This window comes from Geodermatophilus sp. SYSU D00698 (assembly GCF_054050335.1).
Genome location: NZ_JBJGZD010000002.1, coordinates 13,649 through 35,747, shown reverse-complemented (window position 1 = coordinate 35,747; position 22,099 = coordinate 13,649). Strand labels below are relative to the sequence as shown.

The 22,099-nt window shown below is 74.9% G+C and carries 23 protein-coding genes; 5 read left to right on the top strand and 18 right to left on the bottom strand.

Translation table 11 applies throughout. The features are described from left to right. Window positions 1-145 precede the first annotated feature (145 nt). Window positions 146-1,399, top strand: a complete 1,254-nt coding sequence (locus tag ACI8AB_RS01895) for a geranylgeranyl reductase family protein (RefSeq protein WP_456948738.1) — start codon at window positions 146-148, stop codon at window positions 1,397-1,399. A gap of 7 nt (window positions 1,400-1,406) precedes the next feature. On the opposite strand, the gene trhA is transcribed toward ACI8AB_RS01895, so the two are convergent. After that, complete coding sequence (trhA, locus tag ACI8AB_RS01890; protein ID WP_456948934.1) at window positions 1,407-2,213, bottom strand: PAQR family membrane homeostasis protein TrhA; 807 nt, start codon at window positions 2,211-2,213, stop codon at window positions 1,407-1,409. A 145-nt stretch (window positions 2,214-2,358) separates the two neighbouring features. Here trhA and ACI8AB_RS01885 point away from each other — a divergent pair, with 145 nt between their 5' ends. The 4 genes from ACI8AB_RS01885 (at window position 2,359) to ACI8AB_RS01870 (ending at window position 6,224) form a co-directional block, all read left to right on the top strand. Next, on the top strand, window positions 2,359-3,138 hold the full coding sequence (locus ACI8AB_RS01885) for an isoprenyl transferase (protein WP_387987873.1): 780 nt from the start codon (window positions 2,359-2,361) through the stop codon (window positions 3,136-3,138). 13 nt (window positions 3,139-3,151) lie between these two features. After that, window positions 3,152-4,369 carry a DUF885 domain-containing protein gene (locus tag ACI8AB_RS01880; RefSeq protein ID WP_456948737.1) on the top strand — a complete coding sequence of 406 codons (1,218 nt, stop codon included), beginning with the start codon at window positions 3,152-3,154 and terminating at the stop codon, window positions 4,367-4,369. A 3-nt stretch (window positions 4,370-4,372) separates the two neighbouring features. Beyond that, a complete protein-coding gene (locus ACI8AB_RS01875) occupies window positions 4,373-4,660 on the top strand; it encodes a hypothetical protein (RefSeq protein WP_456948736.1) in 288 nt (95 codons plus the stop codon). A gap of 268 nt (window positions 4,661-4,928) precedes the next feature. After that, window positions 4,929-6,224, top strand: a complete 1,296-nt coding sequence (locus ACI8AB_RS01870; RefSeq protein WP_456948735.1) for a PhoH family protein — start codon at window positions 4,929-4,931, stop codon at window positions 6,222-6,224. An 81-nt stretch (window positions 6,225-6,305) separates the two neighbouring features. Here ACI8AB_RS01870 and ACI8AB_RS01865 read toward each other — a convergent pair whose 3' ends face one another. The 17 genes from ACI8AB_RS01865 to ACI8AB_RS01785 form a co-directional block, all read right to left on the bottom strand. Continuing rightward, window positions 6,306-7,226, bottom strand: coding sequence for a hypothetical protein (locus ACI8AB_RS01865; RefSeq protein WP_456948734.1), 921 nt, complete (start codon window positions 7,224-7,226; stop codon window positions 6,306-6,308). Between the two features lie 153 nt (window positions 7,227-7,379). Then, window positions 7,380-7,625 carry a hypothetical protein gene (locus ACI8AB_RS01860; RefSeq protein WP_456948733.1) on the bottom strand — a complete coding sequence of 82 codons (246 nt, stop codon included), beginning with the start codon at window positions 7,623-7,625 and terminating at the stop codon, window positions 7,380-7,382. Further along, window positions 7,622-10,330, bottom strand: a complete 2,709-nt coding sequence (locus ACI8AB_RS01855; RefSeq protein ID WP_456948732.1) for a hypothetical protein — start codon at window positions 10,328-10,330, stop codon at window positions 7,622-7,624. The genes ACI8AB_RS01860 and ACI8AB_RS01855 overlap by 4 nt, the downstream gene beginning before the upstream one ends. After that, entirely contained in the window at window positions 10,311-12,338 is a 2,028-nt protein-coding gene (flhA, locus tag ACI8AB_RS01850) for a flagellar biosynthesis protein FlhA (protein WP_456948731.1), read from the bottom strand. The genes ACI8AB_RS01855 and flhA overlap by 20 nt, the downstream gene beginning before the upstream one ends. A 79-nt stretch (window positions 12,339-12,417) precedes the next feature. Next, window positions 12,418-13,566 (bottom strand): EscU/YscU/HrcU family type III secretion system export apparatus switch protein, encoded by a 1,149-nt coding sequence (locus ACI8AB_RS01845; protein ID WP_387987865.1) that lies wholly within the window; start codon window positions 13,564-13,566, stop codon window positions 12,418-12,420. 6 nt (window positions 13,567-13,572) lie between these two features. Next, complete coding sequence (gene fliR / locus ACI8AB_RS01840) at window positions 13,573-14,337, bottom strand: flagellar biosynthetic protein FliR (RefSeq protein WP_387987864.1); 765 nt, start codon at window positions 14,335-14,337, stop codon at window positions 13,573-13,575. A 5-nt stretch (window positions 14,338-14,342) separates the two neighbouring features. Beyond that, complete coding sequence (gene fliQ, locus ACI8AB_RS01835) at window positions 14,343-14,618, bottom strand: flagellar biosynthesis protein FliQ (protein ID WP_387987863.1); 276 nt, start codon at window positions 14,616-14,618, stop codon at window positions 14,343-14,345. Further along, window positions 14,615-15,433: a flagellar type III secretion system pore protein FliP gene (gene fliP / locus ACI8AB_RS01830; RefSeq protein ID WP_456948730.1), complete on the bottom strand. Its 819-nt coding sequence runs from the start codon at window positions 15,431-15,433 to the stop codon at window positions 14,615-14,617. Before fliP ends, fliQ begins: the two co-directional genes overlap by 4 nt. Then, window positions 15,433-15,840, bottom strand: a complete 408-nt coding sequence (locus tag ACI8AB_RS01825; RefSeq protein ID WP_456948729.1) for a FliO/MopB family protein — start codon at window positions 15,838-15,840, stop codon at window positions 15,433-15,435. Before ACI8AB_RS01825 ends, fliP begins: the two co-directional genes overlap by 1 nt. After that, the gene (gene fliN / locus ACI8AB_RS01820) at window positions 15,837-16,613 is read right to left on the bottom strand and encodes a flagellar motor switch protein FliN (RefSeq protein WP_387987860.1); all 777 of its coding nucleotides are present in this window, start codon (window positions 16,611-16,613) and stop codon (window positions 15,837-15,839) included. Before fliN ends, ACI8AB_RS01825 begins: the two co-directional genes overlap by 4 nt. Next, window positions 16,610-17,578, bottom strand: a complete 969-nt coding sequence (locus ACI8AB_RS01815; RefSeq protein ID WP_387987859.1) for a flagellar motor switch protein FliM — start codon at window positions 17,576-17,578, stop codon at window positions 16,610-16,612. Before ACI8AB_RS01815 ends, fliN begins: the two co-directional genes overlap by 4 nt. Before the next feature lie 94 nt (window positions 17,579-17,672). Next, window positions 17,673-18,158 (bottom strand): flagellar basal body-associated FliL family protein, encoded by a 486-nt coding sequence (locus ACI8AB_RS01810; RefSeq protein WP_456903320.1) that lies wholly within the window; start codon window positions 18,156-18,158, stop codon window positions 17,673-17,675. Then, window positions 18,155-19,099: a flagellar motor protein MotB gene (locus ACI8AB_RS01805; RefSeq protein WP_456948728.1), complete on the bottom strand. Its 945-nt coding sequence runs from the start codon at window positions 19,097-19,099 to the stop codon at window positions 18,155-18,157. The genes ACI8AB_RS01810 and ACI8AB_RS01805 overlap by 4 nt, the downstream gene beginning before the upstream one ends. Window positions 19,100-19,118: 19 nt before the next feature. Beyond that, on the bottom strand, window positions 19,119-19,889 hold the full coding sequence (locus ACI8AB_RS01800; RefSeq protein ID WP_456948727.1) for a motility protein A: 771 nt from the start codon (window positions 19,887-19,889) through the stop codon (window positions 19,119-19,121). Window positions 19,890-19,892: 3 nt separating this feature from the next. Then, window positions 19,893-20,204 (bottom strand): flagellar FlbD family protein, encoded by a 312-nt coding sequence (locus tag ACI8AB_RS01795; protein WP_456948726.1) that lies wholly within the window; start codon window positions 20,202-20,204, stop codon window positions 19,893-19,895. A gap of 240 nt (window positions 20,205-20,444) precedes the next feature. After that, complete coding sequence (locus ACI8AB_RS01790) at window positions 20,445-21,644, bottom strand: flagellar hook protein FlgE (RefSeq protein WP_456948725.1); 1,200 nt, start codon at window positions 21,642-21,644, stop codon at window positions 20,445-20,447. Between the two features lie 32 nt (window positions 21,645-21,676). Continuing rightward, on the bottom strand, window positions 21,677-22,096 hold the full coding sequence (locus tag ACI8AB_RS01785; RefSeq protein WP_387987853.1) for a flagellar hook capping FlgD N-terminal domain-containing protein: 420 nt from the start codon (window positions 22,094-22,096) through the stop codon (window positions 21,677-21,679). Window positions 22,097-22,099: the final 3 nt, after the last annotated feature.

Sequence of the window (22,099 nt, the reverse complement as noted above, 5' to 3'; positions counted from 1 at the left end):
CCGCTGTCCGACGCCGGCCGCGCCGCGCCGGGGGCCGCCGCCCGGTTCCCCTGTTCGGTCGAAGGGCCTCCCTGCCCCCCGCCCCTCGCGAGCTCGCGGCGGGACCCGGCAGGGAGGCCGGCGCGGAGCAGGGACACTGGAGGGCGTGCCAGCAGCTGCCGCCGTCCCCGCCGCGACCGACGTCCTCGTGGTGGGGGCCGGGCCGGCGGGCTCGGCGGCGGCCGCGTGGGCCGCGCGCGCCGGTCACGACGTGCTGCTCGCCGACGCCGCCGTCTTCCCGCGCGACAAGACCTGCGGCGACGGGCTGACCCCCCGCGCGGTCGCCGAGCTCGACCACCTCGGCCTCGGCGACTGGGTGCGCGGACACGCCCGCAACCGCGGCCTGCGCGCCGCCGGGTTCGGGCAGGTGTGGGAGCTGCCCTGGCCGGGCGGCGCCTTCCCCGACCACGGCAGCGCGGTGCCGCGCACCGAGCTCGACGCCCGGATCCGGGAGGTGGCGCTCGGCTCGGGGGCGGTCCCGGTCGACGGCGCGCGGGCGGTCGACGTGGAGCGCGACGGCGACCGGGTCCGCGCGGTGGTGTTCGAGCTCGCCGACGACAGCCGGGTGAGCGTCGCCTGCCGCCGGCTGGTCGTCGCCGACGGCGTGCGGTCGCCGCTGGGCCGGGTGCTCGGCCGGGAGTGGCACCGCGACACCGCCTACGGCGTCGCCGCACGCAGCTACGTCTGCTCCGGCCGCAGCGACGACGAGTGGATCTCCTCCCACCTCGAACTGCGCGGCGAGGAGGGCGAGCTGCTGTCCGGGTACGGCTGGGTCTTCCCGCTGGGTGCCGCCGCCGGTGAGGTCAACCTCGGCGTCGGCACCCTGGCGACGGCGCGGCGGCCCGCCGGCGTGCAGCTGAAGTCGCTGCTGGAGTTCTACGCCGGGTCACGGCGCGAGGAGTGGCAGCTCGACGGGCCGGTCCGCGACGTCGCGTCCGCGCTGCTGCCCATGGGCGGCGCCGTCTCCGGTGTCGCCGGCCGGAACTGGGCGCTGGTCGGTGACGCCGCCGGCTGCGTGAACCCGCTCAACGGCGAGGGCATCGACTACGGCCTCGAGACCGGGCGCGCCGTCGTCGACCTGCTGGCCGAGGACGACTGGTCGCGCGCCTGGCCGGCGACGCTGCGCCGTCACTACGGCGAGGCCTTCTCGATCGCCCGGCGGCTCGCCGGGCTGCTCACGGTGCCCCGCTTCCTGCCCTCGGCGGGCCCGGTCGGGATGCGGTCCCGGTCGCTGATGACCGTGGCGCTGCGGGTGATGGGCAACCTGGTCACCGAGGCCGACCGCGACGTCGTCGCCCGCGCCTGGCGCGCGGCGGGCCGGGCCTCGACCCGGTGGGACGGGCGGCCGCCGTTCAGCTGACCGGCGCTCAGACGAAGGGGCTGTTGTACATCGCGAAGTAGACGGCGATGTAGTGGCAGATCGCGGCCACGACGGTCATCGCGTGGAAGACCTCGTGGTAGCCGAAGACGCCCGGCCACGGGTTCGGCTTCTTGACCGCGTAGGCGACGCCGCCGACGGTGTAGAGCACGCCGCCGGCCGCCAGCAGCACCAGCGAGGTCACGCCCGCGATGTGCAGGATGTCGGTGAGGATGAAGACGGCGACCCAGCCCAGGCCCACGTAGAGCGGCACGCCCACCCAGCGCGGCGCCGTCGGCCAGGTGAGCTTGAGGCAGACGCCGGCCAGCGCACCGGCCCAGACGCCGCCGAGGACCCAGTAGCCCAGCGGCTGGTCGACGGCGAGCAGCGAGAACGGCGTGTACGTGCCGGCGATGAACAGGAAGATCATCGAGTGGTCGAGCCGCTTCATGACCTTCCAGCCGCGCGGTGACCAGCGACGGCGGTGGTAGAGCGCGCTGGTGCCGAACAGGCCGCAGATGGTCAGGCAGTAGACGGCGACCGAGAAGCCGGCGCGGGCGCCGAGCACCGAGCCCAGCGGCACGAGGACGGCGCCGGCGACGATCGCGCCGAAGAAGGCGAACAGGTGCAGCCACCCGCGCATCCGCGGTCGCGTGTCGGGGTGGTCCCAGTCGTCGTCGCCGCCGAAGTCCTCGCGGGTCCAGGTCCGTTCGACCCGCTCGCCCTCCTCGAGGACGGTGGTGATGGCGGGACCGCGCGGGGCGTCGAGCACGGCCCCGTCGGCCTCCACCCGGACCGGCTCGAGCTCGTCGGGCATGGAGGTCACGAACCGAGGTTACGGAGGCGTAGGTGGGCCCGCAGTGCCAGCGACCTGTGAGTTCCCCGGCAGCGCCCCGGAGGGGCGGCGCGCGGGCGGGAGGCAGCGGAACGGCGGCGTCCCGGGGCGCCTAGGGTGTGGCCCCGTGGGGGCGCGTCAGTGGGTCCGCGACGTCCTGACGCAGATGTACGAGCGTCGCCTGGCCCGGCAGCTGGTGGGCGCCGACGTCCCCCGGCACGTGGGCGCGATCATCGACGGCAACCGCCGCTGGGCGCGCGCCACCGGGCTGCTCGACCCGAACGCCGGCCACCGTCGCGGCGCCGACCGCATCGCCTCGTTCCTCGCCTGGTGCGACGAGGCCGGCGTCGAGGTGGTCACCCTCTTCCTGCTCTCCACCGACAACCTGTCCCGGCCCGAGCCCGAGCTCACGCCGCTGCTGCGGATCATCGAGGGCGTCGTCGAGGACCTGTCGGCGCCCGACCGCCGGTGGCAGCTGCACCCGGTCGGCGCGCTCGGCCTGCTGCCGCCGGAGACGGTCACCGTCCTCAAGGAGGCCGAGGAGACCACCCGCGACCGGCCGGGCGCCACGGTGAACCTCGCCGTCGGCTACGGCGGCCGCCGGGAGATCGCCGACGCCGTCCGCTCGCTGCTGGCCGAGCACGCGAGCCGGGGGACGTCGCTGGACGAGCTGGTCGAGGTGCTCGACGTCGAGCACATCGCCGAGCACCTCTACACCCGCGGCCAGCCCGACCCGGACCTGGTCATCCGCACCAGCGGCGAGCAGCGGCTGTCGGGCTTCCTGCTCTGGCAGACGGCGCACTCGGAGTTCTACTTCACCGACGTCTACTGGCCCGACTTCCGGCGGGTGGACTTCCTGCGGGCGCTGCGGGCCTACGCGGCGCGGCACCGCCGTTTCGGTGGGTGACAGACTCGGGCCCATGGCACTCGGCGCGGTCGACGTCCCCCTCGAGTACGTGCGGCTGGGGCTGCGGTTCGACCGGCTGGAGTCCGGCTTCGTCGACGCCTACACCGGCGAGAAGCGGATCCGCGCCGAGGTCGAGAGCGAGCCGGCCCCGACGCCGCAGGGGCTGCGCGACCAGACCCGGGCGCTGCTGCAGGAGCTGGACTCGACCGTGCTCCCGGCCGACCGCGCCGCGTTCCTGCGCGGCCAGCTCACCGGCCTGGAGTGCAGCGCCCGGAAGATGAGCGGGGAGCCGGTGGGCTTCCTCGACGAGGTCCGCGGCTACTTCCAGGTCGACCTCACCCTCGGCGACCCGGCCGCCTACGCCGCCGCGCACGCCGAGCTGGACGCGCTGCTGCCCGGCGAGGGGTCGCTGGCCGAGCGCTACGCCGCGCACCGCCGTCGCGAGGAGTGCCCGCCGCAGCGGCTGGAGGCCGCGGTGCACGCGCTGTCCAGCGCGCTGCGCGACCGGGTGCGCGGCCGCTACGGGCTGCCCGAGGCCGAGACGGTGCGCTACGAGGTGGTCACCGACAAGCCGTGGTCGGGCTTCAACTACTACGAGGGCGACTACCGCTCCCGGGTGGCGATCAACGCCGACCTGCCGCACCGGCTCAGCCAGCTGGTGCACCTGGTGGCGCACGAGTCCTACCCCGGCCACCACACGGAGCACTGCCGCAAGGAGCGCGGGCTGGTCGAGCGGGCCGGTCACCTCGAGCACACGGTGTTCCTCGTCAACACCCCCGAGTGCCTGATGGCCGAGGGGCTGGCCGACCTCGGCGTCGACGCCGCCGTCGGCGACGGCTGGGGGCCGTGGTCGGCCGAGGTGCTCGGCGACCTGGGGCTGCGCTTCGACGGGCACCTCGCCGAGCGGATCGCCGCGGCCGCCGCGCCGCTGAACCGGGTGCGCCAGGACGCCGCCGTGCTCCTGCACGACCGCGGGGCCGACGCCGACGAGGTCGCCGCCTACATCCAGCGCTGGTCGCTGGTCAGCCCCGACCGGGCCCGCCAGCAGCTGCGGTTCCTCACCCACCCGCTGTGGCGGGCGTACATCACCACCTACGTCGAGGGCTACGACCTGCTGCACCGCTGGCTCGGCGCCCGCCCGGCCGGCCAGGACGTCGCCGACCGCTTCGTGCGCCTGCTCGACGAGCCGCTGACCCCCGCCGTCGTCACCGCCGAGCTCACGGACGCCTGACCGGTGCCCCGCCGCGACCCCCGGGAGGCCCGCGCCCTCGGCCTGTGGACGGCGGGATGGCTGTTCGTGCTCCTGCTCGCCGGCCTGCTGTGGATCGGCGACCTCGCCGTCCAGTGGCCGGTCCTGCTGGTGCCGGCGCTGTGGGCGGCAGCGGCTGCGCGGCCCCGGCGGGGACGGCGGCCGGAGACCTGGGAGGCGCCGGAGCGCGGCGGGCCGCCGCCCACGTGGGAGCTGCCGGCGTCGCGCCCGCTGCCCCGGCCGCCGGACGCGCGGGGACGCGAGCGGTACTGAGCCGTGCGCGCCCGGGTGTCGCCGGGACGGGCGGTACGGGTGGGACCCCATCGGGTGAACAGTGCGTTTCGGCGCGCTGTGACCGCGCGCTCCCGTCGGTCCGTGCCTCTAGCGTCCGGGGTGGACGACGGGCCCGCCCCGCCGTCCACGGGAGGCCCGGTTGGTGCTGACGTTCTCGTCGACCAGGGGGGCCGGTGCCCGGCCCCTGCGCCGGGGCCCGGCCACCTTCGAGGCGGGGCGCGGTCTCGCGCCCCAGGGGAGACGACCCGTGACCACTCGCCGCACGTACGTCCTCGACACCTCCGTCCTGCTGTCCGACCCCCGCGCGCTGCTGCGCTTCGGCGACGCCGACGTGGTGCTCCCGCTGGTCGTCATCGGTGAGCTCGAGGACAAGCGGCACCACCCGGAGCTCGGCTGGTTCGCCCGCCAGGCGCTGCGGCTGCTCGACGACCTGCGGGTCACCCACGGCCGGCTCGACGCGCCGGTGCCGGTGGGGGAGGACGGCGGCACGCTGCACGTCGAGCTCAACCACAGCGACGCCGCGGTGCTCCCCGCCGGGTTCCGCAACGACAGCAACGACAGCCGGATCATGGTGGTCGCGCTGAACCTGCGGGCCGAGGGCCGCGACGTCTGCCTGGTCACCAAGGACGTGCCGCTGCGGGTCAAGGCGGCCGCCGTCGGCCTGGAGACCGACGAGTACCGCGCGCTGGACTCCGTCGACGAGGGCTGGATTGGCATGGCCGAGCTGTCGCTGGACGACGCCGAGCTGTCGGGCCTCTACGACACCGGCGAGGTGTACGTGCCGGCGGCCGCGGAGCTGCCCGCGCACACCGGGCTGGTGCTGCTCAGCTCGCGCGGGTCGGCGCTGGGACGGGTGACCCCGGACAAGCAGGTGCGGCTGGTGCGCGGTGACCGCGAGGCGTTCGGGCTGCACGGGCGCTCGGCCGAGCAGCGGGTGGCACTGGACCTGCTGCTGGACCCCGAGATCGGCATCGTCTCGCTCGGCGGGCGGGCGGGCACCGGCAAGTCGGCGCTGGCGCTGTGCGCGGGGCTGGAGTCGGTGATGGAGCGGCGGGCGCACAGGAAGGTCGTGATCTTCCGGCCGCTGTACGCCGTCGGCGGGCAGGAGCTCGGGTACCTGCCCGGCAGCGAGGGCGAGAAGATGTCGCCCTGGGCGCAGGCGGTCTACGACACCCTCGGCGCGCTGGTGTCCACGGACGTCCTCGACGAGATCGCCGCGCGCGACCTCATCGAGGTGCTGCCGCTGACCCACATCCGCGGCCGCTCGCTGCACGACTCGTTCGTGATCGTCGACGAGGCGCAGTCGCTCGAGCGCGGCGTACTGCTCACCGTGCTGTCGCGGCTGGGCAGCGGGTCGCGGGTGGTGCTCACCCACGACGTCGCGCAGCGGGACAACCTGCGGGTCGGCCGGCACGACGGCGTCGCCGCGGTGGTCGAGCAGCTGAAGGGGCACCCGCTGTTCGCCCACGTGACGCTGACCCGGTCCGAGCGCTCGCCGATCGCCGCCCTGGTCACCGAGATGCTGGAGGACCTCGAGCTCTGACCGCGCGGCCCTCCTGGGGCGTTCCTCGTCCTCCTCGGGTCCTGCAGCACCCCTCGAGCGCGAAGAACACCCCAGGAGGGCTCACCTTCCGCCGCGGACTAGTGCTCGCCGGACCCGTGCCCCCAGGAGGATCCGGTCCTGCACGTCGTCCCAGGTCCAGCGGACCACTCCCCAGCCCTCGCCGCGGATGGCGTCCTCCCGGCGCTTCTCCTCGAACACGGCGTCGCCCGGGTCCTGGCCCGGCCGGAGCAGCCGCCCGTACTTGACCCGCCCGTCGAACTCGCCGACCACGCGGCGGTCCTCCCACACGAAGTCGGTGCGGCCGAGGAGGACGTCCTCCGCCGTCCGCACCGGGAACTGCAGGCCGCTGGGGTCCAGACCCAGTGCGTGCAGGACCACCCGGCTGCGGCTCTCCCCGACGCTCTCGCTGCGGCCGTCGGCGAACCGGACGGCGCGGCCGGCCGACCGGGCGCCCGGCCGCCCGCGGCACCGTCCCAGGGCGTCGGTCAGTGTGGCCTCGGTGCAGAGTCCGGCGTGCAGTGCTGCGTCGAGCACGACGACGGCCGGCTCGAACGGCACCGCACGCGCGAGGTCGACGGCGGTCCGGGCCGGCGAGGTGACGGCAACGCCGCCGACCTCCACGACCTCGTCGTCGTCCAGGCCTCCGACGTGGACGAACAGGACGCGGCCGGCGTCGTGCCACGCGGGCGGTCGCCGGGTGACGTGCACCCGGCCCAGCGGTACACCCCAGAGCGGCATGCCGAGCAGGACCGCCGCCGACTGGTGGCTGACGACGGCCGGCCGCCGGAGCTGGCCGAGTGTCGCCGTCACCAGGAGGCGGTGGCGGGCGGCCGCGGCGTCCGGTGCGGCGCCGTCGAGGTAGGCGCCTCGGCGCAGGCGGGTCCACTCCCGGCGCCGGGCCAGGCGGCCCAGCTCGTCGTCGGTGAAGCCCTCGTCGAGCGCGTCGCGGCGGAGGAGGAGGCGGGGCGGTACGTCGGTCACCGGGCGACCGTGGCGTCCTCACTCGTCCGGCAGGGCTCACCGGACCCGGTCGTGGACGACGCCCTACCTGTGGACGGCCGCTCCTGGGGTGGTCCTCGCGGTACCGGGGTGCTGCAGGGCCCCAGTGGTCCGGACAACGCCCCAGGAGCGGGGTCAGGCGGCGGGGGCGGGGTCCTCGTCCGGGAGTGCCGGCGTCCGGGACGCGCGCGGCGGGGCCGGGCGGGGCCGCGGCGTCGCGGCGTAGCGCAGCAGCGCGACGGCGCCCCAGCCGGCGAGCAGGCACCAGGGCAGCCGGGTGGCGACGTCGTCGAGCGTGAAGTCGCCGCGCAGGTACAGCGCGAGCACCGGCAGGGCCAGCACGAACCCCGCCGTGAGGACGTCCCAGCGCAGCGGGCTCATGCCTCAGCGGTCTCCAGCCGCTCGCACAGCAGCGACGCCCAGCGGTGCGCGGTCGCCCGCACGCCGTCGAGGAGGGCCACCGGCACCGTCGTCCGGCCCAGCACGGCGGCGGGGTCGGCGGTCAGGTCGGAGTCCTGGACGACGAGCGCGTCGACGCGGGGCAGGGCGTCCAGCCACGGGCCGACGTCCTCGGGCTTGCGGGTCGCCTCGACGACGGCCCAGACGGCGACCGGCGAGAAGATCGCCATGACCTGCTCGAGCCACGTCCGGCTCCCGGCGCGCATCGGGGCGTCCACCGCGACGACGGTCGGCGTCCCCGCGGCGGCGGCCTCCTGCTTGCGCGCGATCGCGGTGTCGACCGAGGCGATCCGGCTGGACCCGGGCGCGAGCGCGGCGAGGTCGCCGCGGGTGGCCCACTGCAGCCGGTCGCCGTCGAGCCGCATGCCGGCGGCCAGCGAGCGCGCGGCGGCGAGGGTCTCGACGCCGGGGCCGACGACCAGCAGCACCTCGCCGGCACCGGCCGGGGCCGACGGCGCCGCGGGCAGCGCCGCGCCGAGCGCCCGGGTCAGCGCCGCGTAGGTGCCGGACTGCGCGACCTCGGCGGGGAAGCCCCCGCCGAGCAGGTCCTCCGGCACGCCGAGCGCGCGCAGGCGGGCGACCGTGCCGGCGGCCTCGACCATCCGCGGGTCGACCCAGCCGCGGCCCGGCGCCACCGCACCGGCCTCGCGCACCGACGGCACGACGACGCGGGCCGGCGTCCACCCGCGGGCGGCGCGGGCGTCGACGGGCAGGCGGGTCACGGTCGCCAGGCCCGGCGCCGGGGCGGCGACGCGGGCGACGGCCTGACCGGGCACCGGCGGCAGGCGGCGCGCCGGCGGCACCGGCGGGCGCCCGAGCAGCCGCGGCACGGCCAGCTCGGCACCGGGGGTGGGCGGCGGCAGGAGCGACAGCGGGGGCAGGACGGCGGTGGAGTCGAGCGGCAGCGGGGCGGGGTCGCTGGCGGTCGGCGCGAGCACCGCCTCGTCGGCCTCCCACTCGTCGGACTCGGCCGAGGCGTCGACCCAGCCCGGCTCCTGGTCCACGCGCTGCGAGGGCGCGGGGACCGGCGGGCGGCCGCGGTGCGCGCCGCCCTGGGTGGAGGCGCTGGCGAGCACGCCGCGGAGGATGTCGGTGAGCGCGTCGTCCGGGGTGTCGTGGGCCAGGGCCGCGCGGAGCACCTCGGCGATGGCCTCCTCGCGCCCGGTGACCGGGCCGGTGAGGTCCGGGTCGGCCCAGGTGGCCACCGGCTGGGGCGCCGGCACCTCGATCGGCTCCGCGACGACGGCCGGCAGCACGTCGGTGACCGGCTCGTCCTCCGGCACCGGCGCGACGGCGGTCGGCGCCTCGGCGGCGGTGTCCTCGGTGGCCGTGTCCTCGACGGCGGACTCGACGGCGACGGGGTCCTCGGCGGCGGTCTCGTCCGCCTCCGGGCCGAGCAGCTCGGTGAGCAGGGATTCCTCGGCGTCCTCGGCGTCCTCGGCGTCCTCGGGGTCCTCGTCGGCCGGAGGCTCCTCGACGTCGGGCTCCTCGACGACCGGCTCCTCGACGACGGGCTCGGCGACGGCGACGGGGCGGGACACGGGCACGGGGTCGGCCCACATGTCCACGCCGGGTCCGGACTCCTCGGCGGACCCGGGGACCGCGGGAGCGTCGAGGGTCTCGGGCAGCGGCTCCTCGGCGACGGGAGCCTCGGCGACGGGAGCCTCGACGACGGGAGCCTCGACGACGGGCGCGACCGGCTCCGGCACCGGCGCGGGAGCCGGAGCTGCCGGGGCAGGGGCGGCGGCGCGGGCGGGCGCGGCCATGGCGGCGGCGAGGGCGGCGGCCAGCGGCATCGCGGGCGCGGCCGGAGCGGGCTCCGGGGTCCGCAGCACCGACGGGGGCGCGAGCTCCTCGTCCGTGGCCTCGGCGGTCGCGGCGGCGACCGCCTGGACCGCCCGCAGCGCCTCGGCGGCGGACATCGCGGCGGCCGAGCGCACGGCGTCGTCGACCGCCTCGCGGACCTCGCGGTCACCGGCGACGACCTGCGCCAGCGCGGCGGTGAACGGCGAGGGACCGGCGGGCCCGGCCGGCGGGCGGACCGCCGCCCGGCCGGGCCGGCGGGCAGCCGAGGCCGCGGCGGCGGACGGGCCGGCGGCCGCGCGGGGGGCGGCGGTGCGGACGGCGGCGGCCGGGCGGAAGGCGGCGGTCCCGGCGGCGGGCCGGCGGGTCGCGCCCACGGACGCCCGGGAGTACAGGTCGACACCGGGGCCGCCGTCGCCGGACCCGAGCAGGCCGGCCAGCTCGGACACCGGGTCCGGCAGCTCGGTCGGGATGGTCGGGCGCTCGGTGGGGGCGGTCGGGCGCGCGGTGGGCCGGGCCGCCGCGGGCCGGCTGCGGTGCAGCTCGGTGGCGCGCAGGAACGCGCCGGTGTCGGCGAGCGGGCCGGGGTCGCGGCTGAGCGCGGCCTCGATCCGGCGGGCCGACTCGGACCTCGGCGCGGGGCCGCGCCGGGCCGGCTCGACGTCCTCCACCTCGGCGACGAACCGCTCGGTGGCGAAGAAGCCCAGCACGCCGCCGGACCGGATGCGGCGCACGCCGGTGATCCGCACCGCGTTGCCGTACCGCTCGCGGGCCGCGGCGACGGCGGCCTCGGGCGTGGGCGCCTCAACGGATGGCAACGGCACCGTTCACCACTCCCAGTGACTCGATCTGGGCCGTCCGGGAGACCTCCGAGTAGGAGATCACCGGCAGGCGGGGGAGGACCTGACGCACCAGGCGGGACAGCGCGGCCCGCACCTGGGGGGAGCAGACGAGGACGGGGGACAGGCCGTGCTGCTCGGCGTCCTCGAGCAGCCCGCTGCACCCGGTGACCAGCGCGTCGACCGAGCCGGCGTCCAGGGCCAGCACCTGGCCGCCGTCGCCCTGCCGCACCGCCTCCAGCAGCCGCTGCTCGAAGGCGGGGTCGAGGGTGAGCACGTGCAGCCGCTCGTCGGGGGTGACGTAGGGGTGGCTGATCGCCGCGCCGAGCGCCGCGCGCACCGCCTCGACCAGCCCGTCCAGGTCGGTGGAGGTCTTCGCGCGCAGCGACAGCGCCTCGAAGATGCGCACCAGGTCGCGGATGGAGACGTTCTCGGCCAGCAGCGCGTGCAGCACCCGCTGGATCTCGCCGAGGGTGAGCAGCCCCGGGGTGAGCTCCTCGACGACGACGGGGTGGGTCCGCTTGACCATCTCGACCAGCAGCCGCACGTCCTCGCGGCCGAGCAGCTCGGCGGCGTTCTGGCGGACGACCTCGGCCAGGTGGGTGGTGATGACCGAGGAGCGGTCGACGACGGTCGCGCCGGCCATCTCGGCCTGCCGCTGCAGCTCCACCGGCACCCACTTGGCGGGCAGGCCGAACACCGGCTCGCGGGTGGGCCGGCCGGGCAGGCCGTCGAGGGCGTCCCCGATGGCCAGCACGGTGCCGGCGGGGGAGGTGCCCTTGGCCGCCGGGACGCCGTTGAGCCAGATGACGTACTGCGACGAGGGCAGGTCGAGGTTGTCGCGGGTGCGGACCAGCGGGATGACCAGGCCGGTCTCCATCGCGACCTTCCGGCGCAGCGCCTTGACCCGGTCGAGCAGGTCGCCGCCGCGGGAGGAGTCGACGAGGTCGACCAGGTCGAAGGCCACCTCGAGCTCCAGCGGGTCGACCCGCATGCGCTCGGCGATCGCCTCGGGGGAGTCCGGCGCGGGCTCCTCGGCGGCGAGCGCGGGCGTGTCGTCGTCCTCGGCCGGGGCCTCCGTCATCCGCGCGGCCATGAGCAGGAACAGCCCGCCGATGAGGAGGAACGGCAGCTTCGGCAGACCGGGGATCAGGCACAGCGCCAGCGCCCCGCCGCCGGCGATGCGCACCGGCTGGCGGAAGCGGCCGAGCTGGGCGAGCAGGTCGCTGCCCATGTCGCCGTCGCTGGCCGAGCGGGTGACGATGATGCCGGTCGCGGTCGACAGCAGCAGCGCGGGGATCTGCGAGACCAGGCCGTCGCCGACGGTCAGCAGCGAGAAGGTGGAGACGGCGTCGCCGGGCGCCATGCCGCGCTGCATGACGCCGACGGCGAACCCGCCGACGAGGTTGATCAGCGTGATGATGATGGCGGCGATGGCGTCGCCCTTGACGAACTTCGAGGCGCCGTCCATCGAGCCGTAGAAGTCGGCCTCGGCGGTGACCTCGGTGCGCCGCTTGCGCGCCTGCTGCTCGTTGATCAGGCCGGCGTTGAGGTCGGCGTCGATGGCCATCTGCTTGCCCGGCATCGCGTCGAGGGTGAAGCGGGCGCCCACCTCGGCCACGCGGCCGGCGCCGTTGGTGATGACGACGAACTGGATGATCGTGAGGATCACGAAGATCACCAGGCCGACGACGAGCGAGCCGCCGATCACGAAGTGCCCGAAGGCCTCGATGACCTTGCCGGCGTAGCCGTCGGTGAGCACCAGCCGCGTCGAGGAGACGTTGAGGGCGAGCCGGAACAGCGTCGCGACGAGGATCAGCGACGGGAAGACCGCGAAGTCCAGCGGCCGCCTGATCTGCATCGCGACGAGCAGGATCAGCAGCGACGCGGTGATGTTCAGGCCCAGCAGCAGGTCCAGCACCGCGGCGGGCAGCGGCACGACCAGCATGAGGACGATGGCCACCACGCCGATCGGCACGGCGGCCTTGGTCATCCCTCGCACGGGCACTCCATCGGCAGCCGGGGGTGCCCGGCCGACCGCTGACGGCGCACGAGTCACAGCCGTCCCAGGGTCAGGAGGCGACCGGGGTCCTCCGGCGGCCGGCCCGCGGCAGGCCGGCGACGTCGGGCGCCTCGAACCCGGGCCGGTGGAAGCCGCCGCGCACGCCGCGGGCGCCGAGCTGCATGACGAAGGCCAGCACCCGGGCGACGGCGGTGAACAGCTGCGGCGGCACCTCCTGGCCGAGCTCGCAGGAGGCGTGCAGCGCCCGGGCCAGCGGCACGTCCTGCACCATCGGCACCCGCGCCTCGGCGGCCCGCTCGCGCAGCCTCGCGGCGATCTCGTCGGCGCCCTTGGCCACCACCCGCGGCGCGCCCTTCTCCGGCTCGTACCGCAGCGCGACGGCGACGTGGGTCGGGTTGACCAGCAGCACGTCGGCGGTGGCGACCTCGGCCATCATCCGGTTGCGCGACAGGGCCAGCTGCATCGACCGGCGCTGGCCCTTCACGTGGGGATCGCCCTCGGACTGCTTGTGCTCCTGCTGGATCTCGTACTTGGTCATCTTCAGCCTGGTCATCGTCTGCTTGCGCACCACGACGTAGTCGGCGATCGCGATGACCAGGCCGGTGATCGCCACGACGCGGAACATGAGCACGGCGGAGGAGGCGAACGTCGCCACCACCGCCGACAGCGGCAGCGCTCCTGACGCCGACACCAGCGCCTGCGCCCTTCCGCTGGTCACGACGACGACGGTCCCGAGCGCCGCCGTCTTGACGACCGCCTTGACCGCCTCCCACAGGCCGTGGGTGCCGAACATCCGCTTCATCCCGGGGAACGGGTTGAGCTTCTTGAGCGTCGGCTTCATGCCCTTGGTGGCCAGCGCGACCCCGCCCTGCGCGGCCGAGGCGAGCACCCCGACGAGCATGAGCGCGAGCGCCATCGGCAGCACCGTCTCGAGGAAGGTCGTCAGCGCCTCCCCGAGCAGCGCGCCGACGGCGTCGGGCTCCGGGTGCTCGACCACCGACCCGAACCGCACGAACAGCCGGCCCACGGCGTCGAAGGCGTTCGCGACGAGCACCGGCAGGAACACGCTCGCCGCCGCCACGCCCGCCCAGGTGCCGAGCTCCTGGGTCCGCGGGATCTGCCCCTCCTTGCGCGCCTCCTTGAGGCGCTTGGGAGTGGGCTTCTCGGTCTTCTCACCGCCCGGTCCGTCCTTGGCCACCCGGCCTCACCCGCTCCGGAAGCCGACGATCGCGCGGGTGGCCTGCTCCACCAGCGCGTCCAGCGCCGGCGGCAGCAGCGGGAAGGTCAGCCCGAGCAGCGCGAGGGTCAGCATGATCTTGACGGGGAAGCCGATGGCGAAGATGTTCAGCGCCGGGGCGGCCCGAGACAGCAGGGCGAGGGCGACGTCGGCCAGCAGCAGCACGGCCACCATCGGGCCGGCGATCTGCAGCGCGGCGAGGAACATCATCGAGAACGCCGTCAGCACGACCTGGCCGACGTCCCCGGCCGGGAACCCGCCGCTGACCGGCAGCCCCTCGTAGGAGGTGGCGAACCCGCGCACGATCACCAGGTGCCCGCCGCTGGTGAACAACAGCGTCGTCGCGAGCAGGTAGTGCAGCTTGCCGATGACCGAGTTGGTGGTCATCGCCAGCGGGTCGTAGGCCGGCTGCAGGGAGAAGCCGCCGGTGAGGTCGATGAGCTCGCCGGCGAACTGCACCGCGGTGAAGAACAGCTGGACGACGAAGCCCAGCGCCGCGCCGATGGCCACCTCGCTGACGGCGGTGACGACGAGGAACCCGGTGGTCGGCTCGGGCAGGCCCGGCGCCACGCGGTCGACCAGGGCGACCGCCAGCGCGAGGGCCAGCGCCCCCTTGACCGGCGCCGGGATGGTGCGGGTGGTGAACGGCGGGGCGAGCAGGACGAAGCCGGCCGCCCGGGCGGTGGCCAGCAGCAGGGCCGCGAGGGTGACCGCCGGGACCTCGAGGTCCATGACGGTCAGGTCCGCCCGAGCAGGCGCGGCAGCTGGTCGAAGAGGGTGTGGGTGAAGTCGACCAGCTCGGAGAGCACCCAGTTGCCGGTGACCAGCAGGGCGATGCTCACCGCGATCATCTTGGGGACGAACGACAGCGTCGGTTCCTGGATCTGGGTCGCCGCCTGGAACAGCGAGATGAGGAAACCGACCAGCAGGGCCGTGAGCAGGACCGGGGCGGCGACCTTCGCGGCCACCATCATGGTCTGGACGGCGATGTCGGTGACGTCTGCGTCGGTCATCCGTACGACCCCACGAGGGACGTGGTGATCATCGCCCAGCCGTCGACGACCACGAAGAACAGCAGCTTGAACGGCAGCGACACGATCGACGGCGGCACCATCATCATGCCCATCGACATGAGCGCGGCGCTGACCAGCATGTCCATCACCAGGAACGGGATGAACACGACCAGCCCGATGATGAAGGCGCTCTTGAGCTCGGAGAGGACGAACGCCGGGACCAGCGTCGTCATGCTCACCGCGGCGCGGTCCTCGGGCTGCTCCTCCCCGGACAGGCCGACCATGAGCTGCAGCTCGTCGTCGCGGGTGTTGTCGAGCAGGAACTCCTTGAGCGGCACGACGCCGGCGTCGTAGGCCTGGGAGACCGTCATCGCGCCGTCCACGTACGGCTGCACGGCGACGTCGTTGACGTCGGACAGCACCGGCCCCATGACGAACAGCGTCAGGAACAGCGCGATGCCGGTGAGCACGGAGTTCGGCGGCGAGGACTGCAGGCCCAGCGCGTTCCGGGTCAGCGACAGGACGACGACGATCTTGGTGAACGACGTGCACAGCAGCAGCACCGCCGGCGCCACCGACAGCACGGTGACCGCGAGGATCAGCGTGATCGAGGTGCTCGGGCTGCCGTTGCCGACCGAGATGTCGACCCCGCCGTCGACCGCCGGCACGGCCGGTGCCGTGGGGGCGGTCGGCGCGGTGGGCGCCGCCGCGGCCGGACCCGCGAGCAGCACGCCGGCGAGCGCGCAGCCGAGCAGGGCCAGCAGCAGGGTGGCGGCCCGGCGCGCGAGGGCGCGCGCGGGGGCGGTGGCGGTCATCAACGGCGGACCGTCCGCTCGCGCAGCTGGGTGACGAAGCTCTGCCAGCCCGACCGGTCGAAGACCGAGCCGGCCAGCGCGCCGCCGACGCGGGGCGCCGGGACGGCAGGGCCGCCCGCGGCCGTCGGCGCGGCGGCGGCGCGCTCGGCGAGCGTGGCCTCCACGGCGTCGCCGTCGAGCTCGGCGAGCAGGGTGACCTGCTCCTCGGTGGCGCCGACGACGAGCACCCGGTCGGCGATGCGCAGCACGTTGACCGTGCTGGCGCGGCCCATGCGCTGGCGTGCCACGACCTCGACGAGGCCGCCGCTGGAGCCCAGCCCGCGCTTCTTCGCCAGGCGCGCGGCGAACCACAGCACCCCGCCGACGAAGGCCAGCGACAGCACCAGCCGGATCAGCATCCACGTCATGCCTGCGCGGCCCCCAGCTCGGCGGCGGCGTCGCTGACGATCTCGCTGATCCGCAGGCCGAAGTCCTCGTCGACGACGACGACCTCACCGCGCGCGATGAGGGTGCCGTTGACCAGCAGGTCGGCGGGGGCGCTGGCGGCGCGGTCGAGCTCGACCACCTCGCCCGGGTGCAGCGAGAGCAGCTCGCCCACGGTCATCCGGGTGCGGCCGATCTCGACGGTGACCTCCATGGCCACGTGCCGCAGCAGGTCCAGGCTGTTGCGCGGGGTGCGCGGCGCCGTCGGCAGGGTGACCTGCAGCGCGAGCGTCGCGATGTGGTCAGCGGAGGGGTGCCCCGCGCCGGCGACCAGCGGCACGGCGACGAACATGCCCTTGTCGCGCAGCCCGTCGAGCGCGGTCACCGGGTCCTCGGTGCGCTCGGCGTCGACCCGGACCCGGCCCAGGGTGGCCGCGGCGGCCTCGAGCGCGGGGCGCAGCGCGGTCGCGACGTCCATCGGGCCGACGGGGGAGTTGTCGAGCGCCTCGACCACCTCCGCCGACAGCACCAGGACGACGTCGCCGGTGATCTCGCCGGAGAGCCGGGCGCCGACCGCGGCGGCCGCGGCCGGCGGGACCGGGACGGCGTCGGGGTCGGTGACCGCGGGCCCCGGGACCAGCTCGGCGCCGGAGGGGACGAGCGCGGCCGCGGCGCGGGCGGCGGCCACCACGACGGCGGTGATGGTCTCTGCAGCGGCGTGAGTGGCGGCCTGGGTGGTGTCGAGCGTGGCGGTCATGCGGGGTCCTTCACGGCGGACGGGGCGGGGACGATGGCGGCGGCCAGCCGGCGCCGGTGGTTGCTGGCGATCGCGTGGGCGAAGACGGCGTCGTTGGTGGTGACCTCGAGCGGCGCGTCCCGCGGGTGGCGCAGCAGCAGCACGTCGCCGACGGTCAGGGAGAGCAGGTCCTCCGAGGACACCTCGAGCGGGCTGAACCGGACGCTGACGTCGACCGGCACCAGCTCCAGGCGGGCGGCGAGCAGCTCGGCGGCGCGCTGCCGGGTGCGCTGGGCCGACTCCGACAGCTGCGGGGAGGCGGCGCTGTCGAGGGCCTGCTGGAAGGAGCTGAAGGGCAGCACGAGCGACGCGGCGCCCTCGCGGCTGCCGATCGACATCGTGTAGCGGGCCACCATCACGGTGTCCGAGCCGGCCGCGGCCTGGGCGAGGGCGGGGTTGTACTCGATGCCGTCGATGGCCGGCTGCAGCTCGGTGACGTGCGCGAAGGAGGCGGCGAACTCCTGCAGCAGCCGGGTGAGCAGCGACGTGGTGATGGTGGTCTCCATCGCCGTCATCGGCCGCTCGGGCTGGTGGGCGGCGCCGGAGCCGCCGAGCATGTGGTCGACGCCGGCCATCGCCATGTCCAGCGGGTAGGCCAGCAGGCCCTTGCCGCCGAGCGGCTCGATGGTGAACGTCGTCAGGAAGCAGGGGTCGGGCAGCGTGGCGAGGAAGTCGTCGTAGGAGTGCTGCTCGATGCCGTGCAGCTCCATCCGGGCGCCGGTGCGCAGCATCGTGGTGAGGACCGTCGTCGCCTGGCGGGCGAAGGCCTCCTGGGCGATCTGCAGCACGCGGACGTGCTCGCGGGAGAGCTTGGTGGGGCGGCGGAAGTCGTAGGTGCGGGGCGCACCGCGCCGGCTGCGGCCGCCACCGGCCGGCGCCTGCGGCCCGGGCCCTGCGGGCGCGGTCGCGGTGTCGGGGCGGGTCACGGTCCCCTCATCGGCGGGGCCCGGACGCGAACTGACCGGCGGCGCGGGGCGCCGCCGGTCAGCCGGGGAGTGTGGGACGAGTGGGACTGGTGCGTCACTGGGTGACGTACTCCGTGAGGTAGACGTGCATGACCATCGGGACGCCGTCCTCGGTGTAGGCCTCGACGATCTGGTGCTCCAGGGACTCCTTGAGGGCCTCGCGGGCGCCGGTCACGTCGGCCGGCTGGGCCTGGGAGTAGGTGGAGATGAGGATGTCGAGGGCCTTGGAGCCGTCGACGCCGCCGCTGCCGTGCCCGCCGGAGGCGGCGGCCGCGGTGTACTCCAGGGTGATGCCGATCTTGAGGTAGCCCCCGCCGGCCAGGTTGACCGCGATGGGCTCCAGCGCGGTGTAGCCGCCGTGCTCGGGCTCCTCGGCCTCGGCCTCGCCGCCGGCGAACAGGAAGAGGTACGCCGCGGCGCCGAGGACGACCAGCAGGACGGCGGCGACGACGAGCAGCTTCTTCCTGCCGCCGCCCTTCGCCTCCTCGCCCTCGGCCGGGGCGTCCTTCTCCTTCTCCTTGGCCTTGCTCTTGGTGCTCACTCGTGGGTGCCTTCCTGGGCAGGGGCGGCGGCCGGTCCGGGCGCGGCCTGTGCGGGGGCGTCGAGGCCGGGCAGGAGCTGCCGGGCCTCGGCGGAGGCGTCGGACAGCACGACGACGTCGACGCGGCGGTTGAGGGACAGGGCGTCCGGGTCGCTCGCCGGCACCACCGGGCGGGTGTCGGAGTAGCCGGTCCCGGACATCCGGTCCTGCGGGACGCCGGCGGCGGCCAGGTGGCGCACCACCGTGGTGGCCCGGTACGCCGACAGCTCCCAGTTGGAGGGCCACGGCCCGCCCGGGGTCACCGGCAGCGAGTTGGCGTGCCCCTCGATCGCGAGGTCGTTGGGCAGCGCGGCCAGGGTCGGGGCGACGGCGTCGAGGATGGTGCGGCCCTGGGGCTGCAGCGTGGCCTCCTCGGGGCCGAACAGCACCGGGTCGGACACGATGTGCACGGTCAGGCCGCGCTCGTCGATCTCGTACCGCGCCGTCCCGGCGTGACCGGCCGCCGCGAGGGCGGCGTCGATGGCGTCGCGCGCGGCGGCGAGCTGGTCGTACTCGGCCCGCGCCTCGGCCGCGACGTTCGCGGCCTCCTGGGCGGCGGCCTGCGCGGCGGCGGCGTCGACGTCGGACTCCGCGGCGGGGGCCGGCGGGATCTGCACGTCGACGGCGGCGTCGAGGGAGTCGAGGACCGAGGCGTCGGAGTTCGTGCCCGCGCTGCTCAGCGCGCTCACCGGGGCGCCGAACGCCTCCGACAGGCCGCTGGCCAGCGCGGCGAACTTCTCCTTGTCCACCTGGCTCATCGCGAAGAGGACCACGAAGAGCACCAGGAGCAGCGTCATCATGTCCGCGTAGGACACCAGCCACCGCTCGTGGTTCTCGTGCTCCTCGTGCTCGGGGTGCTTCCTGCCGCGGCGCTTGCCGCCGCCGTGGCCGCCGGCGCTCACGCGCCGGCCCCGGGGGTGGTCACGCCGCCTCCTTGGCGGCCTCGCTCGGCGGGATCAGGGCGCTGAGCTTGAGCCGGACGGCGCGCGGGCTGGTGCCGGCCTGGATCTCGGCGATGCCCTCGACGAGCAGCTCCATCTGGGCGGCCTGCAGCTCGCTGACCCGCAGGATCTTCGCGCCCATGGGCAGGAACCAGAAGTTGGCCGCCATGACGCCCCACAGGGTCGCGACGAACGCCGAGGCGATCATGGGACCGAGGGCCTCGGGGTTGCTGAGGCTCCCCATGACGTTCATCAGGCCGACGATGCAGCCGACGATGCCGATGGTCGGGGCGTAGCCGCCCATCGTCGTCATGAACTTGGCGGCGACCTTGTCCTCGGCCTTCTTGGCGGCGATCTCGCTCTCGAGGACGGCGCGCAGCTCCTCGGGGTCGGTGCCGTCGATGCCCATCTGCAGGCCGCGCTTGAGGAACGGGTCCTCGATCTGCTTGACCTGCGCCTCGAGCGCGAGCAGGCCCTCCTTGCGGGCCTTCTCGGCGAGGGTGACCAGGGTCTGGATCTGCTCGGAGGCCGCCGGGACCTTGGCCGGCATCAGGCCGGCCTTGAACCAGCCGCCCATCTTCTTGAGGTCGCCCATCGTCTGGCCGGACATCGCCGCGCCGAAGGTGGCGACGATGACCAGCACGATGGCCGGGAGGAAGATCAGCGACGTCGGGTCGGCGCCCTCCATGACCATGAAGACCAGGAGCGCGACGAGCGAGACGACGAAGCCGATCAGGGTCGACGGGTCCACGGGTCAGCGCTCCTCACGGGCCGGGAAGGGGACGACCGACGCGCGGCGGGTGTCGCCGCCCGGGTCGGTCGCCGGGGCGCCCGGGCCGGCGGTCGTGCTGGAGCGGTAGGTGCCGCGGTCCATGGCGTAGGCGGTCGCGAGGATGCTGGCCCGGTACTCGCGGATCTCGTCGAGCACCTCGTCGACGTCCTCGCTGACGACGTACTTGGTGCCGTCGACGAGGAAGACGACCGTGTCGGGGTGGCCCTCGACCCGCTCGATCAGGTCGGGGTTGAGCGCGAAGTGCTCCCCGTTCAGGCGCGTCACTCGGATCACGGGTGGGTCCTCTGGCTCGTTCGGGAAGGGGGAGGGCCGCGACGGCGCGGCGCCGGCTACAGGGACCATCGGTCCCGCGCGGGGACTGCTTGAGCCGAACCCGGCCCGCCGCACCACCCCCGGGGGGTGAGCCCGGCACCGCGTTCCCGCACGTCACACGCGCACCGGGGCACGACGCGGCGCGGCCCGGCACCCCGGGGAACGGGTGCCGGGCCGCGGCCTGGTGGGGGAGGTCCTCGCTCAGCGCTTGAGGTTGACCAGGTCCTGCAGGATCTCGTCGGAGCTGGTGATCACGCGGCTGTTCGCCTGGAAGCCGCGCTGGGCGACGATCAGGCCGGTGAACTCCTCGGCGAGGTCGACGTTGGACATCTCCAGCGCGCCGGCGGTCAGCGAGCCGCGCCCGCCGGTGCCGGCCTCGCCGATGACGGCCTGGCCGGAGTTGTCGCCCACCCGGTAGCTGGAGTTGCCGGCCTTGGACAGGCCGCCGGGGTTGGCGAAGGTGGCCAGCGCCAGCTTGCCGATCGGCTCGCGCAGGCTGTTCGAGTAGACGCCCATGATCGTGCCGTCGTTGCTCAGCGAGATCGACTGCAGCGTGCCCATGGCGTTGCCGTTCACGCCGCTGGGGGTGAGCGAGGTCTTCCCGCCGTACTCGGTCAGCCCCCCGAGGCGGATGCCCACGCTCTGACCCGCGACCGTGAAGGAGAACGTCGTGCCCGGGGGGAGCTCACCCGTCCCCGGGTCGAAGGACAGGACCTGCGAGGCGAGGGGAGCCGACTCGCCCTCCTGCGCGGACACGGTCCACCGGTTGGCGGCGTCCTTCGTGAAGGTGAGGGCGATCTCGTGCGCCGTCCCGACCGAGTCGTAGACGGTGACCTGCGTCTCGACCTCGCCGTCGACCGCGGTCGACGTCGACAGGTTGCCGGCGAGCGTCCCGCCCGTCGTCGCCGTCGGTGCCATCACCTGGCCGAAGGGGATGCGCAGCGGGCCGATGGGGCCGTTGGCGTCGACGGTGCCGTCCGCGCCGACCGTCCAGCCCTGCAGCTGGGCGCCGTCGGGGGTGACCAGGTTGCCGGCGCCGTCGTAGTCGAAGGACCCGGCGCGGGTGAACAGGTTCTCGTTGCCGGCGCGGGTCACGAAGAAGCCGTCACCGCTGATCATGAAGTCGGTGGCGCGGCCGGTGTTCTGGGTGGAGCCCTGGCCGAAGTTGGTGGTGACGCCGGCGACCCGGACGCCGAGGCCGACCTGCGCCGGGTTCGTGCCGCCGGTCTCGGCGGTCGGCGCGGAGCCGTTGCGGATCACCTGGGACAGGGTGTCCTCGAAGACGGTCTGGCTGCTCTTGAAGCCGACCGTGTTGACGTTGGCGATGTTGTTGCCGGTCACGTCGAGCTTGGTCTGGTGCGCGCGCAGGCCGGAGATGGCCGAGAACATCGAGCGGAGCACGGGGAGGTCCTCTCAGGAGGGGGGAGCGTGGGCTAGGCGGGGAGGGAGATCTCGCTGAGGCGGCCGAGGGGCACCTCGGTGCCCCCGACGACGGCGGTCGGCCCGTCGCCGCCGAAGCGGACCGACGACACCGTCCCGGTCCGCGTGGTGCCGTCCTCGGCGGTCCAGCTGACGCTGTGGCCGACCAGCGCGCCGGCCGAGAGCGAGCGCTGCAGGGCCAGCAGCTCGGCGTTCTGCGCGGCGATCTCCTCGAGCTTCTCGACCTGGGTGAACGTCGCCGTCTGCGACATGAACTCGGTCGTGCTCGTCGGGCTGTTCGGGTCCTGGTACCGCATCTGCGCGACCAGCAGCTGCAGGAACGTGTCCTTGCCCATCTGGTCGCTGCGGTCCACCGCGGTGGTGGCCGTGTACGTGGCCGGGCTGCCGCCCACGCCGCCCACGGGCTCGGTCATCGT